The organism is Kitasatospora sp. NPDC048407, from assembly GCF_043200475.1.
Taxonomy (GTDB): Bacteria; Actinomycetota; Actinomycetes; order Streptomycetales; family Streptomycetaceae; genus Kitasatospora.
In genome coordinates this window covers 123582-137234 of record NZ_JBICXW010000010.1, presented here as the reverse complement: position 1 = coordinate 137234, position 13653 = coordinate 123582, and the positions used below count along the sequence as shown (strand labels likewise).

The window sequence follows — 13653 nt, the reverse complement described above, 5'->3', positions numbered from 1 at the left end:
GGGGGGGGGGGGGGGGGGGGGGGGGGGGGGGGGGGGGGGGGGGGGGGGGGGGCGCCCCCCCGCCCCCCCCCCCCCCCCGCCCGCCCCCCCCCCCCCCCCCCCCGCCGCGCGGGGGGGGGGCGCGCCCCCCCCCCCCCCCCCCCCGCCCCCCCCCCCCCCCCCCCCCCCCCCCCCCTGACTTCGCACCCATCAGCAAATTCCGGATACCAAACATCCCGAATTCCACCAGGAGCCCCGCCATGCCCAGCACCACCCCCAAGCCCGCCGCCGTACTCGCCCTCGGCACCTTCGCCGTCGGCACCGACGCTTTCATCACCGCCGGCTTCCTCCCCGCCATGGCCGGCACACTCCACACGTCGACCGCCACCGCCGGTCAGTCCGTCAGCCTGTTCGCCGCCGTGTACGCGCTGGCCTCGCCACTCCTGGCCGTCGCCACGGCCCGGTTACCCCGCCGCGCCCTGCTGGTCGGCGCGCTGGTGCTGCTCGCCGCCGCGAACGCGCTGTCCGCACTGGCGCCCACGTACGCCGTTCTGCTCGCGGGCCGCGTCCTCGCGGCTCTGGGGGCGGCCGCGTTCACGCCGACCGCGGGCGCGACGGCCGCGGCGCTGGCGCGAGCCGAATCGCGGGGGCGGGCGCTCGCGGTGGTGATCGGCGGGCTGACGGTGGCCACGGCGCTCGGCGTGCCACTCGGACGGGTGGCCGCCGCCGGCCTGGGGTGGCGGGCGGCACTGGGCGCGGTCGCGGCCCTGTCCGCGCTGGGCGCTCTCACGGTCGCCCTGACGCTCCCTCAGCTCCCGGGCGCGGAGCCCGTTTCCATACGGTCGCGGCTCGCCGCGCTGCGCCACCCCGGGGTGCTCTCGGTGCTGCCGCTGACGGTTCTCGGCATGGCGGCCTGCTACGTGCCGTACTCGTACAGCGTGCCGGTGCTGGCTGCGGTCGGCGTCTCGGGGCGGATCGCCGTACCGGTCACGCTGGCGCTGTACGGCGCGGGCGCGGTGGCGGGCAACCTGCTGGCGGGTCGCTGGACGGACCGGGTCGGTCCGGTGCGGGTGCTGACGGCGGGTTACGCGGCGATGACGGTGTCGTTCGCGGTGCTGGCCGCGCTCGCGGCTGGGCACCTGGGCGGCGGCGGCATCCCGGCCGGAGCGCTGGCGTTCCTGTGGGGCGCGAGCAGTTGGTGCCAGACCCCGGCGCAGCAGCACCGCTTGCTGGCGGCAGCCGCCGAACAGGCCCCGCTGGTGGTGTCGTTGAACTCGTCGGCGATCTACCTGGGCATCGGCGCGGGCACCGTGCTGGGCGGCTTGGCCCTGCCGTCGGGCGCAGCAGCGGTCTTCGCGCTGGCGGCGGTGCTGGCGTGCGGCGCGGCGGGGTTCCTCGGGGTGACCACACTCGGGGCGACCACACTCGGGGCGACCACAAAAGAACGATCCGGTGCTACATCCACATGAACGGCTGGCCGGCTATGGCGGCGGCGGTCCTGGCGCTGGCGGTCAGGATGTCGTCCGGGCCGTCGCCGGGCCGCTGGTCCGCATACCGCGAGACCGCGATGGTGATGTAGTGGCCGACCAGCTCCACCCGCGTCGCGGCCATCGGCTTGACGCCTGCGGCGGGGGCCACCAGCCCGTCGGGGAAGGTGAATTCGAACTCCGCCGCGTGCTCGCGCACGGCCTGCACGGCCCGTGAGGCGGCGTCCGGGTCGTTGAAGCGCAGGACGGTGAGGCTGCTGATCACGGGCTGGTCGTTGCGGGTGAGCGCGACGCCGAGCCAGCTCTGGCAGTCGAGCTTCTCCAGCAGATTGTGCGTTTTGTCGATCTGGACGTTCTGGCAGTCGGCGCCGTCCCGGGCGGCGGTCCGGCGGGCCTTGAACGCGTCGTAGTCGTACGTGCGCTGGGCGGGGAAGTACCGTTCCGCGCCGAATGCCTGAGACTCCGTCAGCGGCTTGGGCACCTGCCCGGGCGTGGCAGCGGCGGCCGCGGGCAGGGTGCTGGTCGGGCCGAGGCCGGGCAGGATGTCGCCGGGGTGCGGGGTGGACACCACCCAGACGCCGCCGGCGGCCAGTACCGCGACGACGCTCCACAGGACGGCCAGTCGTCTCCGCTCGCCGACGGCCCGATGTCCGGCCACCGGCAGGTCCTCGTCGGTGCTTGCTGGCGCGTCCCCCTGGATGGTCATGGCGCAGATTCTAAGCAGGTCATCCCACAATCCCACCTTCGGGTCGGGCGTACCGAAAGCACCCTTGCCATTGCAGGCCCGGAGCCACCAATCGACTTATCGGCAGATATGACGTTATGTCCAACTTGCGCGCGCCGACCGGACACTGGGCGACTGTCAGAAGATCACTCGCACCGCATCCGGCTTGGCGAACGGCATCATGTCCCAGCCCGCGGGCCAGCCCCGCTCGTCGCACCGCTCCCCCGGTTCGGCATGGATCAGGCGCGGAATCCGCCACATCCACCACCGGCCGTCGCCGTCGCCGCGCCCGGGCCAGGGGATCGTGGCGGCGCGGAATCGCTCGTCCAGCCCGCGGAGCTCCGGCTCCCAGGCCTCGCGGACCGCCGCGGGCAGCTGCGGCCACTCCTCCGCCGGCGTGGTGCGGCACCCGAGGTCGTTCATCAACTCGGGCGCGCACCACGAGTACCCCTCTGCGACCCCCTCCACCTCCTGCCGCCACTGCCTCACCAACACACTGACGGCGCCGGGCGACCCACCGGCTCGCCGATCGGCGCCGGCCACCACCACCTCGGCGCCCATCGAGTCACTCACCGAGCCCCGGCACCCACACCAGGCGCAGGACGTCGATGGTGCGCTCCTCGGGGTTGACGAACAGTTCGGCGGTGACCGACGGGGCGAGCACCGCGCTGCGCAGGTCGCCCCACTCGTCGAGGGCGGAGCCGGCCCGGCCGTCGAGTGTCACCAGGGCGGCGGTGACCAGGGCGAACAGCAGGTCGTCCGCCTTGGAGATCTCGATCATCGTCTGGGCGGGCTGGTCCTGGAGCCAGAACCGCCAACCCTTCACGCGACGGCCCCGATCTGTCGCGACCGGGCGGCGGCGAGTACGGGGCCCACGGCGGCCCGGAAGCCGGACCGGTCGCTGCCGTACGCCGCGGACATGGCGCGCAGCCACCAGGACGTGATCACGGCCTCCCGGTCAAGCGGATCCTCGACCGGCCCCAACTCGCCGTAAAACCGGGCCCGTTCGTCATAGGTGAGCGCATGCCCGATGCCATTGATGCTCCGCGGCACCCGCAGCGTGCCGGACTCCGCCATTGCCGTCATGCCTTGCCCTCCCGTCCCAATGCCTCCGACCGTACCCGGGCAGGCCCGATCCGTCTGCCACCTTTCCCCAACGAACTGTTCACCGCCCCGCCGTGGCCACGGCCGCCACCAGGTGCGCGGCCACGGCGATTCGCCGTCCCGGGCGGGCGGGTGCTCTCCTACAGTTGGGGCGCCGACAGTCCGAGCGACAGGAGTTGGTCCCGATGCCCAACGACACCGCGGGGATCGATCCGTCCAGGCCGAGCATCGCTCGCATCTACGACTATCTGCTCGGCGGCACGGAGAATTACGCCGTCGACCGCGAAATCGGCGACTTCTTCCTCGAGGAACTGCCGGGTTCGGTGGCGGTCCCGATCGAAAACCGCCGCGCCCTGATCCGCGCCGTGGCGGCGATGACCCACGACGGCATCCGTCAATTCATCGACATGGGCAGCGGCCTGCCCACCGCCGACAACGTGCACCAGGTCGCCCAACGGCACCGCCCCGACGCACGCGTCGTCTACGTCGACAACGACCCGACCGTACTCGCCCACGGCCGTGCCCTGTTGGCCGCCGACGAACGCACCGCGGTGATCCGGGCGGACGTGCGCGAGCCGGAGAGCATCCACCAACACCCCGACGTGGCCCGCCTGATCGACTTCGACCAGCCGGTCGGCATCATCTTCAGCGCCGTCCTGCACCACCTCAACGACGCCGAGCAGCCCGGCGAGCTGGTGCACTGGTGGACGGACCGGGTGCCGCCGGACAGCCGGATCTACATCTCGCACTTCCGCACCGGCGACGGCGACGGCGACGGCGACGGCGACGGCGACGGCGACGGCGACAACGAACAGACCCGGATCGCGGAACAGAAACTGCAGGACGCGTTCGGCCGCGGCCGCTGGCGCACCGACGAAGAGATCACCGCCCTGTTCGGCGACCTCGAACTCCTCGAACCCGGCCTCGTCAACTGCTCACTCTGGCGCCCGGAATCCGCCCCGGCCCCCAACACCGGCACGCCCCCGCACGAACCGACGGTGTGGGAACGGATGATCTCCTGCGCCCTCGCGCGCAAGCCGTAGGAGCCTCGACCAAGCCGTGTTCGCATCGGCGCAAAGCCGACTGTGGGCGGCAGTTGAGACGATGACGGCATGGAATTCCACGACACTGCCGAGATGCGCCGAGTCTGCGTCGAACGGCTCGGAGAGCGAGCCGGCCCGCAGTTCGCCGCGATGGCCCGCCGCGGCGTCCGGTTGGAGCCTGCGAGCGGTGGCGCCCCGGCCACCGGCCGATGCCGGCTCGGCGGCCCGGCCCTCCTCGAACCGGAAACCCGGTGGCCCGAGCTCGACGGCGTTCCGCTGTCCCTGCTCGCCGTCCTCGACACCGATGCCCTCGCCGCCCCGCTCGGCAGTGAACTGCCCACCCGGCCGGGCCTGCTCAACTTCTTCTCCCTCGCTCCGGATCTGCCGTACGAGACGTACCGACAGCTGGACACCTCCGGCCCGCAGGCCCACCGGGTGATTCCGGCGGACCCCGCACGAGCAGTCGAACGGACCGCGCACGAACCGGCGAGGAACTATCCGGCCCGCCCCGTCCGCGCCGTCGGGTCGACCATGCTCCCGGACGCCTGGGACGTCGAGGACCACGACGTCGAGTTCGACTCCGACAGGCACTGGGGCGCGGCGTCGCTCATCCTCGCCGCGTTCGACGACCTCGACGGGAACACGGCCGGACAGCACTGCGCCTTCGGCTGGCCTGACGCCTCCTACGCCTATGCGGTGACCGGCCGCGACGCCGGCGGGCCCGCCGTCCATCTGCTCCAACTCGCCGAGGACACCGGTCTCGGCTGGGGCTGGGGTGACGCGGGGACGATGTATTTCACCATCCCGGCGAAGGCTTTCGCGGTGGGGGACTTCGGCAAGGTCGAGGCCGCGGTGCGTAGTTGTTGAGCCGGGGCAACTCGCTTTGAGAGTTCGAACGAAGCCCCTATTCTTCACGCCATCACTGCGAGTGATCCACACCGCAGGCACCACTTCGGCGGGGGATCTCCGTGCATTCCGAGAACGTTCACCACATGCCGGGCCCGCAGGCCCTGCCCGACGACAGATCGGCCACCGGCGTCCGGCGATTGGCGCTGGCCGCGCAGGTGCTAATCGGCCTTGAGGCCGCCTCGCAGGCGGCGGTCGCCGCGGCCGGCGGCACCCGGTCGGCGGTGTTCCCAATGCTCGTGCCGCTCCTGGTCGTGCTGGCCGTCGGCAGCTGCGTCGCATTCGTTCTCTGGTTCCGGCGCTGTCGGCTCAACGTCGACCGCTTCGGTCCGGATATTCAGAAGTACTCGGCCGGATGGGCCGTCGGCGCCTGGTTCGTCCCCCTGGCGATGTGGTGGATTCCGCGCCGGATCGCGCTGGACATCTGGCGCGCGACCGAGCCCGCCGGCAAGACCTGGTTGATCAACGCCTGGTGGGCCGCCTGGCTCGCCCAGACGGTCGGTGCCACGGTCCTCGACCAGCTCGGCGCGGGCGACAACGGCTACTCGGCCTTCGACGTGGTGGCCGGCCTGGCTGCGGCGGTGCTCGCGATTCTGGTGGTCCGGCAGATCACGTCCGCTCAGGAAGCGAAGTTGAGCGGCAGGGTGCAAACCACCGTGACCGTGTGAGGAATGTCTCGCAGCGTCCGCCGGCTATCGGAATACCGTCAGATCGTGCGTAAAGCGGCAGGTCAAGGCCTGTTGTGACTACTCGCACACGCTCCGGGCGATCTTCTGGTGTGTTCCCTCTGGCGGACGGCGGGGCGGCCCGGGCAGGATCGGGCCATGGATCTCCTCGACACGCTGACCGACAAGGGCCTTCGCCGGGAACTGCCCACCCGCGAGGAGGCGCTGGCCGTACTGGCCACCACGGATGACGAGCTGCTGGATGTGGTTGCGGCCGCCGGGCGGGTGCGCCGGCAGTGGTTCGGGCGCCGGGTGAAGCTCAACTACCTGGTGAACCTGAAGAGCGGGCTGTGCCCGGAGGACTGCTCGTACTGTTCGCAGCGCCTGGGGTCGAAGGCGGAAATCCTCAAGTACACCTGGCTGAAGCCGGAGCAGGCCGCCGAGGCGGCGGCCGCGGGTGTCGCGGGCGGCGCGAAGCGCGTCTGCCTGGTGGCGAGCGGCCGCGGGCCGACGGACCGGGACATCGACCGGGTCGCGGACACCATCGCGGCGATCAAGGACGCGGACGAGCAGGTCGAGGTCTGCGCCTGCCTGGGGCTGCTGTCGGACAATCAGGCCGAGCGCCTGAAGGCGGCCGGCGCGGACGCGTACAACCACAACCTGAACACCTCCGAGAGCACGTACGGCGAGATCACCACCACCCACACCTACGCGGACCGGGTGGACACCGTGACGAAGGCCCACGGCGCGGGCCTGTCGGCCTGTTCGGGGCTGATCGCGGGCATGGGCGAGAGCGACGAGGACCTGGTGGTCGTGGTCTACGCGCTGCGCGAGCTGGACCCGGACTCGGTGCCGGTGAACTTCCTGATCCCGTTCGAGGGCACCCCGCTCGCCGAGGAGTGGAACCTGACGCCGCAGCGCTGCCTGCGGATCCTGGCGATGGTCCGGTTCGTCTGCCCGGACATCGAGGTGCGGATCGCGGGCGGCCGCGAGGTGCACCTGCGGTCGATGCAGCCGCTGGGCCTGCACATCGCCAACTCGATCTTCCTGGGCGACTACCTGACCAGCGAGGGCCAGGCCGGACAGGCCGATCTCGACATGATCAAGGACGCCGGTTTCGAGGTGGAGGGCGCCGAGCAGACCACCCTGCCCCGCCACCGCGCGTCGGCCGGCGGCTGCGGCGGCGGCGCCTCGGCCTGCGGCGGCCACGAGGAGCAGACCGCCTGCGGGACGGGCGGCGGCTGCGGCCCGTGCGGCGGCCACCAGGCCGACGAGGCCGAGACGGCCACCACGGAAACCGAGGGCTCCGACGACGAGGCGCGCACCGACCTGGTGCGGGTGCGCCGTCGTGGCGCGGGCACCGAACTGGCGCCGAACGCGTGACGGACAACGCGCAGTTGCTCGACCTGGACCGGGCGCACGTCTGGCACCCGTACGGTCCGATGCCGGGGACGGTCCGGCCGTTCGTGGTGGAGTCGGCCGCGGGCGTGCGCCTGCGGCTGGCCGAGCCGGTGGGCGGGCACGAGGAGCTGATCGACGGGATGTCGTCCTGGTGGGCGGCGATCCACGGCTACCGGCACCCGGAGCTGGACGCGGCCGTCCGCGACCAGCTGGAGCGGATGAGCCACGTCATGTTCGGCGGCCTGACCCACCGCCCTGCGGTCGAACTCGCCGTCAAGCTCGTGGAGTTGACGCCCGAGCCGCTGCAGCACGTGTTCCTCGCCGACTCCGGTTCGGTGGCGGTCGAGGTCGCGCTGAAGATGTGCCTCCAGTACTGGCAGTCGCTCGGACGGCCGGAGAAGCGGCGGGTGCTGACCTGGCGTGGCGGCTACCACGGCGACACCTTCCACCCCATGTCGGTGTGCGACCCCGAGGGCGGGATGCACCACCTGTGGGGCGGGGTGCTGCCCCAGCAGCTGTTCGCCGCCGAGCCGCCCGCCGGGTACGACGCCCCGGCCGACCCGGAGTACCTGGCGCACCTGGCCGACCTGATCGAACGGCACGCCGGCGAGCTGGCCGCCGTGATCGTCGAACCGGTGGTGCAGGGCGCGGGCGGCATGCGCTTCCACTCCCCCGCCTACCTGAAGGCCCTGCGCGAGTTGTGCGACGCGCACGACGTCCTGCTGGTCTTCGACGAGATCGCCACCGGCTTCGGCCGCACCGGCGAACTGTTCGCCGCCGACCACGCGGGCGTCTCCCCGGACGTGATGTGCCTCGGCAAGGCGCTGACCGGCGGCTACCTGACGCTGGCCGCCACCCTGTGCACCAGCAGGGTCGCGGAGGGCATCTCGCGCGGCGAGGTCCCGGTGCTGGCGCACGGCCCGACGTTCATGGGCAACCCGCTGGCCACCGCCGCCGCCAACGCCTCGATCGACCTGCTGCTGCGCCAGGACTGGCGCACCGAGGTCAAGCGCATCGAGACCGCACTGCGCGACGCCCTCGCACCGTGCGCCGGACAGCCCGGGGTACGGGACGTCCGGGTGCTGGGCGCGATCGGCGTGGTGCAGCTCGACGCACCGGTCGACATGGCGGCGGCCACCGCGGCCGCCGCCGAACACGGCGTGTGGCTGCGCCCGTTCCGCGACCTGATCTACACCATGCCGCCGTTCGTCACCGACGACGCGGACGTGGCCGCGATCGGCCGAGCCGTCGCCGCCGCCGCTGCCGCGTCCCACGCGGCGCACAGCAACTGAACCACCCTCCTGAGGAAGCACCATGTCGCCCGTACTGTTCGTCACCGGCACCGGCACCGAGGTCGGCAAGACCGTCACCACCGCGGCCCTCGCGGCGCTCCGCACCGATCCGGTGGCAGTGCTCAAGCCCGGCCAGACCGGGCTGGCACCGGGCGAGCCGGGCGACGTCGACGAGGTGGCCCGGCTGGCCGGGCCGCTGGTGCACGGCGTCGAACTGGCCCGCTACCCCGAGCCGTTGGCGCCCGACACGGCGGCCCGCCGGTCCGGTCTGCCGACCCTCGCGCCGGACGAGGTGGCGAAGACCGTGGCCGACCTGGCCGACCGTTTCGACTGCGTGCTGGTGGAGGGCGCGGGCGGGCTGCTGGTCCGCTACGACGAGCGGGGCCGGACCCTCGCCGACCTCGCCGCCGCCTGCGAACTCGCGGGCGTCCAGGCCGAGTTCCTGCTAGTCGCGGCGGCCGGCCTGGGCACCCTCAACGCGACGGCGCTGACCGCGGAGGCGCTGCGCCACCGGGGCCTGGCGCTGCGCGGCGTGGTGGTCGGCAGCTGGCCCGCCGACCCGGACCTCGCGGCCCGCTGCAACCTGGCCGACCTGCCGTCCGCCGCCGGCGCCCCGCTGCTGGGCGCCCTCCCGGAAGGCGCGGCAGCCGACCGGTCCCCGGCCGCTTTCCGGGAGTTGGCCGCGTCCGCGCTCGCCCCGTCGCTGGGCGGCCACTGGGACGCCGAGGCGTTCGCGGCGGCGCACCACCCCGGCTGAGCGGGCATACAGGAACGGCGCGACGGGATCCCCCGTCGCGCCGTTCCTTCGTCTACCCGTCAGCCGATCGTCCAGCGCTGGAGCGCCGAGCCGGTGTCCGGCTGCTGGGTGACCAGGGCGCCGTCACCGGTGGAGGCGGTGGTGACCAGCAGTCCGCTCTTCTGCGAGGCGACGGTGTAGCCGTTGCCGACGGCGCTGACGATCCAGCGCTGGTTGCTGCCGCCGGTGCAGGTGTACTGGATGATCGCCGCGCCCGCGCGGCCGGAGCCGCCGTTCACGTCCATGCACAGGGTCGATTCGGCGTTGCTGATCTGGTAGCTGCCGTCGGCCTGCGGGGTGAAGATCCAGCGCTGGTTCTGCCCGCTGTTGAGCGCCCAGGTGATCAGCTGGGTGCCGGCGGTGGTGGAGTGGTTGGGGTTGTCGAGGGCCTTTCCGGAGACGGTCAGGGTGTGGGTGCCGGTGAGCGCCGGGTTCACCGCCCAGGTGAAGGTGGTCGAGCCGTTGGCCGTCCCGGAGGAGGCGGTGACCGTGACGGTGGCGGAGCCGGTGGTGGTCGGGGTGCCGGTGATCAGTCCGGCCGGGCTGATGGTCAGTCCGGCGGGCAGTCCGGTGGCGGTCCAGCTGAGTGCCTTGCCGGCCGAGTCGTTGCCGCCGAGCTGGAGCGAGACGGCGGTGTTGACCTTGGTGGCCTGGTTGCCGGGGTTGGTGACGGTGACGGTCTCGGGCGCGCTGCCGGCCACCGTGAGGGTGAGTGTCTGCTCGCCCGCGGTGCGACCCGCGCCGACCGCGCTGCCGCTGGTGTCCGTCCAGGAGCGGGCGGGGACGGTCTCGGCAAGTCGGCCGGTGGCGGAGGAGAGGCCGAGCGCCAGGCCGCTGTAACGGTTCACCAGCTTGACCGTGCCGTCCGCGGCGCCGTTCGCGTCGGTGCCGCGCAGCACCCACCACTGCTGGCCGACGCTCGGCCCGCCGACGGGCGCGGCCGTCACGGTCGGCTGCGCGCCCCAGGCCCGGCCCGCCACCGCACCGGAGTTGACGCCGAGCAGCTGCCCGGTCGAGGAGTTGGCGATCCGGTAGGAGCCGTCGCCGTTGGCCGCGAAGGTCCACGACTCCAGCGCGGACCCGGTGGGCGCGGCCACCGAAGTGGCGGTGCCGGACGCCTGGGCGAGCACCCGGCCGCCGTTGGTCGCGATCCGGTAGGCCTTCGTCAGGTCGACCGGCGCCGCGGCGGGCGCGGTGGAGTCGATGCTGACGTTCACGTACTGCCCTGACGCACCGCCGGAGCAGCCGAACGCGCAGTACGAACGGAACGACTTGCCGACGATCGCCGAGCTGGTCCGGTTGGCGCCGTCCAGGAACCAGCGGTACCAGGACGCCGTGTGGTACCCGCCGGTGTCCCCGATCGGGTACCACTTCTGCGTGGCGAGGTTGTCGGTGGCGTAGAACTGCTGCGGCGCGTTGCCGCTCTGGTCGACGGCCTGCGGCTCGCCGATGTACAGCCCCAGGTAGGCGTTGTACGTGACGTCCATGACGAACAGCGGCGAGGTCGCGGGCATCTGACCGGCCGCGATCTGCTGGGCGGAGGTGCCGGCGTTCGCCGGGTCGTACTCGCCGGAGACGGGCGTGTACCCGGTGCTGCTGGACGCCCCGACGGGCACCATGTTCGACTCCCGGCCACCGACGCCGGCCTCGCTCCAGGCGCCGTTGTACCACTTCTGCCAGGAGCTCGGCGCCATCTTGCCCGCGATCGGGGCGCGCGCGACGTGCTCGTAGAACGCCTTCCAGCCGCCGCTCTTGTCGACCACCCGGGAGCCGTAGAACACGTAGAAGTACCCGGACGCGGCGTCCACCAGCAGGCGCTGGTCGCCGTCGCCGTACGAGTACGTCTGGTTCGGGAACTGCGCGGTGTCGCCGCGGGTGGTGCTGTACGGCGAGGTGATCACGTGGTCGCGGATCGTCCAGGTCCTGCCCTGGTCGGTGGAGACCGCGTAGTCGATGGCGTCGAAGTGCAGCCCGTCACCGAAGGGTTGGGGCGTGAACTCGTTGTGCACCAGCCCGTACCAGTCACCGGTGTCGGGGTCGATCCAGACGCCCGACAGGTCGCAGTAGTTCTTCTGCGCGTAACCGCTGCCGCTCGGGGCGGCGGTGGCGGTCTTCCCGGTCGGGCTGTTGTTGCAGCGCCAGGTGGTGTCGTTGTTCTTGTCCTGCGCGTTGGCCGGGTTGACGGCGTTGGAGACGGCACCGGAACGGGTGGCGGTGTCGAAGTCCGTCCCCGTGAAGAAGTCCCAGTACCGCGGGTCGCTCGCGCCGTACAGCGCCGCGGACTGCTGGAACCAGAACGTGCCGTCCTTGTCCAGGTACGGCACCGCCGGGGTGTCGGTCGGGTGGCTGTACGTCACCGGCGCGCCGACGGTGACGCTGTACGTCGCGGCGTCCGGCTGCGTGGCGGAAGCCGCGGAAGCGGTCGGCGCGACACCGGCTGCGACGGCCAGCAGCACGGCGGCCAGAGCGCCGGCGGCCGGCCTGCGTGGGGGTGAGAACACGGGTACTCCTTCGGTGGCCCGTTCTGCAATGAGATGCAGTATCCGGGCTCCGATCGAGCACTTGTCAACAACTTCGCGCAGAATCCTGCACGCAAAGGCTTCCCGCCCCTGTTCGAAGCTGCTTGACTGACCGCCAATCGATCAGACCTCAACAGACGTTCACCACCCCGAACCCCGATCGGCTGCAGCGACCCCTGCCCGACACGTCGCCATCCCGCCGAAACCCGGACGCTGCCACGGGAGGAGCACCGCGCCGCCGCTCACCCTCCCCCTGGCGAGCCGACCGACTCGCGCCACCCCATCGAACCGGCCGACGCCGACCGCCACTTGACGCCCAGCGAAGCACCGCGCGCACGACAGGTCGGCCGTCGACCACCTGCACACCCGCGCGACGGCCACCCGACACCACCGAGCGCCAGGCGCGCCACCGCCCCTCCCGCCCCGCGCAACGGGTGGCGCTACTCCGCAGGCGCGCCGATCACCCGGGTCACCAACTCGTCCACCAGCTCGGCGCGTTGCTCGGCGGTGAACAGGTCGGGCAGGGCGAGGCGTTCCAGGATCAGCCAGTTCAGCGCCAGGTACAGCAACCGGACCGCGGTGGCGTCGCCGGGCAGGCCCGCCGCCAGGTGGTAGTCGATGTTGAACTGGAGGTCCGCGCCGATCCGCCGGGTGACCGTCTCCCGCAGTTCGGGGCGGCGCAGCGCGGCCAGGCGGAGTTCCAGCAGGGCGAGGAAGCCGGTCGGGAAGTCGGCGATCCGGTCGACGAGTTGGTGCATCAGCTCGGCGACCCGCGCGGTGTCGCGCGGCCCGGTCAGACCCTGGGCGAGGGCCTCGGGGTCGGCGCCGAGGCGTTCGTAGACGCGCTCGGCGCACTGGGTGAGCAGGGCGTCGCGGTTGCTGAAGTAGTTGGAGGCGGTGCCGGTCGGGACGGCGGCACGCTGGTCGACTGCCCGGAAGGTCAGCCCCCGGGCACCTTCCTCGGCAAGGACTTCGATCGCGGCGTCGAGCAGTGCCGCGCGTCGTTCGGGATTGCTTCGGGCCATCGCTTGTAACCACTCCACTCGTAGTGCTACGTTCTTACCACTCCAAGCAGAGTACTACAGACCGAGTGGTCACCCTTCTTCGAAAGGCACCGAGTGCGAAAGCTCGTGTACTACGTCGCCCTCTCCATCGACGGCTTCATCGCCGGCCCGGCCGGTGAGTACGACTTCTACCCCCAGTGCGACGACATGGTGGACTACCTCCGGGCCGAGTTCCCCGAGACCATGCCGACCCATGCCCGTCCCCACATCGGCCTCGACGGGGCGCCCAACAAGCGCTTCGACACCGTACTGATGGGCCTGGGCACCTACCGCCCCGCCCTGGACATCGGCGTCACCAGCCCCTACGCCCACCTGAAGCAGTACGTGGTCTCCTCAACCCTCCCCGAACCGACCGACCCGGCGGTCAACGTGGTCCGCACCGACCCACTGGGCCTGGTACGGGAGTTGAAGCAGCAGCCCGGCGACGGCGACATCTGGCTGTGCGGCGGCGCCAAGCTCGCGGGCGAACTGCTCCCGGAGATCGACGAACTCATCTGGAAGCGCTACCCCGTGGTCGCCGGCACCGGCCTCCCCGCCTTCGCCGGCGACTTCCGGCCGCGCCAGTTCACCCCCGTCGAGACGCTGGAGTTCAGCAACGGCGGCACCGTCACCACCTACCGCCCGGCCTCGTAGCCGCGCGCCGCCCGGACGCCCTCGCGGCGCCGGGGCCCCC

The 13653-nt window shown here is 72.2% G+C and carries 14 protein-coding genes; 8 read left to right on the top strand and 6 right to left on the bottom strand.

The features are described 5' to 3' along the window. Nucleotides 1-239 precede the first annotated feature (239 nt). Nucleotides 240-1448 carry an MFS transporter gene (locus ACGFWJ_RS20130; RefSeq protein ID WP_392951292.1) on the top strand — a complete coding sequence of 403 codons (1209 nt, stop codon included), beginning with the start codon at nucleotides 240-242 and terminating at the stop codon, nucleotides 1446-1448. On the opposite strand, the gene ACGFWJ_RS20125 is transcribed toward ACGFWJ_RS20130, so the two are convergent. From ACGFWJ_RS20125 to ACGFWJ_RS20110, 4 genes are all read right to left on the bottom strand, one after another. Continuing rightward, nucleotides 1435-2172 carry a hypothetical protein gene (locus tag ACGFWJ_RS20125; RefSeq protein ID WP_392951289.1) on the bottom strand — a complete coding sequence of 246 codons (738 nt, stop codon included), beginning with the start codon at nucleotides 2170-2172 and terminating at the stop codon, nucleotides 1435-1437. The two genes, ACGFWJ_RS20130 and ACGFWJ_RS20125, sit on opposite strands and share 14 nt — an antisense overlap. Nucleotides 2173-2328: 156 nt before the next feature. Beyond that, nucleotides 2329-2763 (bottom strand): hypothetical protein, encoded by a 435-nt coding sequence (locus ACGFWJ_RS20120; protein WP_392951286.1) that lies wholly within the window; start codon nucleotides 2761-2763, stop codon nucleotides 2329-2331. Then, on the bottom strand, nucleotides 2756-3016 hold the full coding sequence (locus ACGFWJ_RS20115) for a hypothetical protein (RefSeq protein ID WP_387640970.1): 261 nt from the start codon (nucleotides 3014-3016) through the stop codon (nucleotides 2756-2758). Before ACGFWJ_RS20115 ends, ACGFWJ_RS20120 begins: the two co-directional genes overlap by 8 nt. Further along, nucleotides 3013-3276: a hypothetical protein gene (locus tag ACGFWJ_RS20110; protein WP_387640969.1), complete on the bottom strand. Its 264-nt coding sequence runs from the start codon at nucleotides 3274-3276 to the stop codon at nucleotides 3013-3015. Before ACGFWJ_RS20110 ends, ACGFWJ_RS20115 begins: the two co-directional genes overlap by 4 nt. 203 nt (nucleotides 3277-3479) lie before the next feature. Here ACGFWJ_RS20110 and ACGFWJ_RS20105 point away from each other — a divergent pair, with 203 nt between their 5' ends. The 6 genes from ACGFWJ_RS20105 (at nucleotide 3480) to bioD (ending at nucleotide 9358) form a co-directional block, all read left to right on the top strand. Continuing rightward, nucleotides 3480-4337, top strand: a complete 858-nt coding sequence (locus ACGFWJ_RS20105; protein WP_392951282.1) for an SAM-dependent methyltransferase — start codon at nucleotides 3480-3482, stop codon at nucleotides 4335-4337. Nucleotides 4338-4406: 69 nt separating this feature from the next. Further along, nucleotides 4407-5204, top strand: a complete 798-nt coding sequence (locus ACGFWJ_RS20100; RefSeq protein ID WP_392951279.1) for a DUF1963 domain-containing protein — start codon at nucleotides 4407-4409, stop codon at nucleotides 5202-5204. Between the two features lie 101 nt (nucleotides 5205-5305). Continuing rightward, nucleotides 5306-5911 carry a DUF4328 domain-containing protein gene (locus tag ACGFWJ_RS20095; RefSeq protein ID WP_392951276.1) on the top strand — a complete coding sequence of 202 codons (606 nt, stop codon included), beginning with the start codon at nucleotides 5306-5308 and terminating at the stop codon, nucleotides 5909-5911. Between the two features lie 156 nt (nucleotides 5912-6067). Further along, on the top strand, nucleotides 6068-7291 hold the full coding sequence (bioB, locus tag ACGFWJ_RS20090) for a biotin synthase BioB (RefSeq protein ID WP_392951273.1): 1224 nt from the start codon (nucleotides 6068-6070) through the stop codon (nucleotides 7289-7291). A 59-nt stretch (nucleotides 7292-7350) separates the two neighbouring features. Beyond that, nucleotides 7351-8601, top strand: a complete 1251-nt coding sequence (locus ACGFWJ_RS20085; protein ID WP_392951557.1) for an adenosylmethionine--8-amino-7-oxononanoate transaminase — start codon at nucleotides 7351-7353, stop codon at nucleotides 8599-8601. A gap of 22 nt (nucleotides 8602-8623) precedes the next feature. Beyond that, on the top strand, nucleotides 8624-9358 hold the full coding sequence (bioD, locus tag ACGFWJ_RS20080) for a dethiobiotin synthase (RefSeq protein WP_387640956.1): 735 nt from the start codon (nucleotides 8624-8626) through the stop codon (nucleotides 9356-9358). A gap of 59 nt (nucleotides 9359-9417) precedes the next feature. Here the strand turns inward: bioD and ACGFWJ_RS20075 are convergent, their stop codons facing one another. Both ACGFWJ_RS20075 and ACGFWJ_RS20070 read right to left on the bottom strand, forming a co-directional pair. Next, on the bottom strand, nucleotides 9418-11898 hold the full coding sequence (locus ACGFWJ_RS20075; protein ID WP_392951268.1) for an RICIN domain-containing protein: 2481 nt from the start codon (nucleotides 11896-11898) through the stop codon (nucleotides 9418-9420). Nucleotides 11899-12356: 458 nt separating this feature from the next. Then, nucleotides 12357-12941 carry a TetR/AcrR family transcriptional regulator gene (locus tag ACGFWJ_RS20070; protein ID WP_387866502.1) on the bottom strand — a complete coding sequence of 195 codons (585 nt, stop codon included), beginning with the start codon at nucleotides 12939-12941 and terminating at the stop codon, nucleotides 12357-12359. Nucleotides 12942-13034: 93 nt separating this feature from the next. Here ACGFWJ_RS20070 and ACGFWJ_RS20065 point away from each other — a divergent pair, with 93 nt between their 5' ends. Beyond that, on the top strand, nucleotides 13035-13613 hold the full coding sequence (locus ACGFWJ_RS20065) for a dihydrofolate reductase family protein (protein ID WP_392951265.1): 579 nt from the start codon (nucleotides 13035-13037) through the stop codon (nucleotides 13611-13613). Nucleotides 13614-13653 lie beyond the last annotated feature (40 nt).

Bases quoted from the DNA above. Each gene is read 5' to 3' on its own strand.
- ACGFWJ_RS20100 (WP_392951279.1), top strand. From the start codon at position 4,407: ATGGAATTCCACGACACTGCCGAGATGCGCCGAGTCTGCGTCGAACGG.
- ACGFWJ_RS20125 (WP_392951289.1), bottom strand. From the start codon at position 2,172: ATGACCATCCAGGGGGACGCGCCAGCAAGCACCGACGAGGACCTGCCG.
- ACGFWJ_RS20070 (WP_387866502.1), bottom strand. From the start codon at position 12,941: ATGGCCCGAAGCAATCCCGAACGACGCGCGGCACTGCTCGACGCCGCG.
- ACGFWJ_RS20110 (WP_387640969.1), bottom strand. From the start codon at position 3,276: ATGACGGCAATGGCGGAGTCCGGCACGCTGCGGGTGCCGCGGAGCATC.
- ACGFWJ_RS20105 (WP_392951282.1), top strand. From the start codon at position 3,480: ATGCCCAACGACACCGCGGGGATCGATCCGTCCAGGCCGAGCATCGCT.
- ACGFWJ_RS20130 (WP_392951292.1), top strand. From the start codon at position 240: ATGCCCAGCACCACCCCCAAGCCCGCCGCCGTACTCGCCCTCGGCACC.
- bioD (WP_387640956.1), top strand. From the start codon at position 8,624: ATGTCGCCCGTACTGTTCGTCACCGGCACCGGCACCGAGGTCGGCAAG.
- bioB (WP_392951273.1), top strand. From the start codon at position 6,068: ATGGATCTCCTCGACACGCTGACCGACAAGGGCCTTCGCCGGGAACTG.
- ACGFWJ_RS20085 (WP_392951557.1), top strand. From the start codon at position 7,351: ATGCCGGGGACGGTCCGGCCGTTCGTGGTGGAGTCGGCCGCGGGCGTG.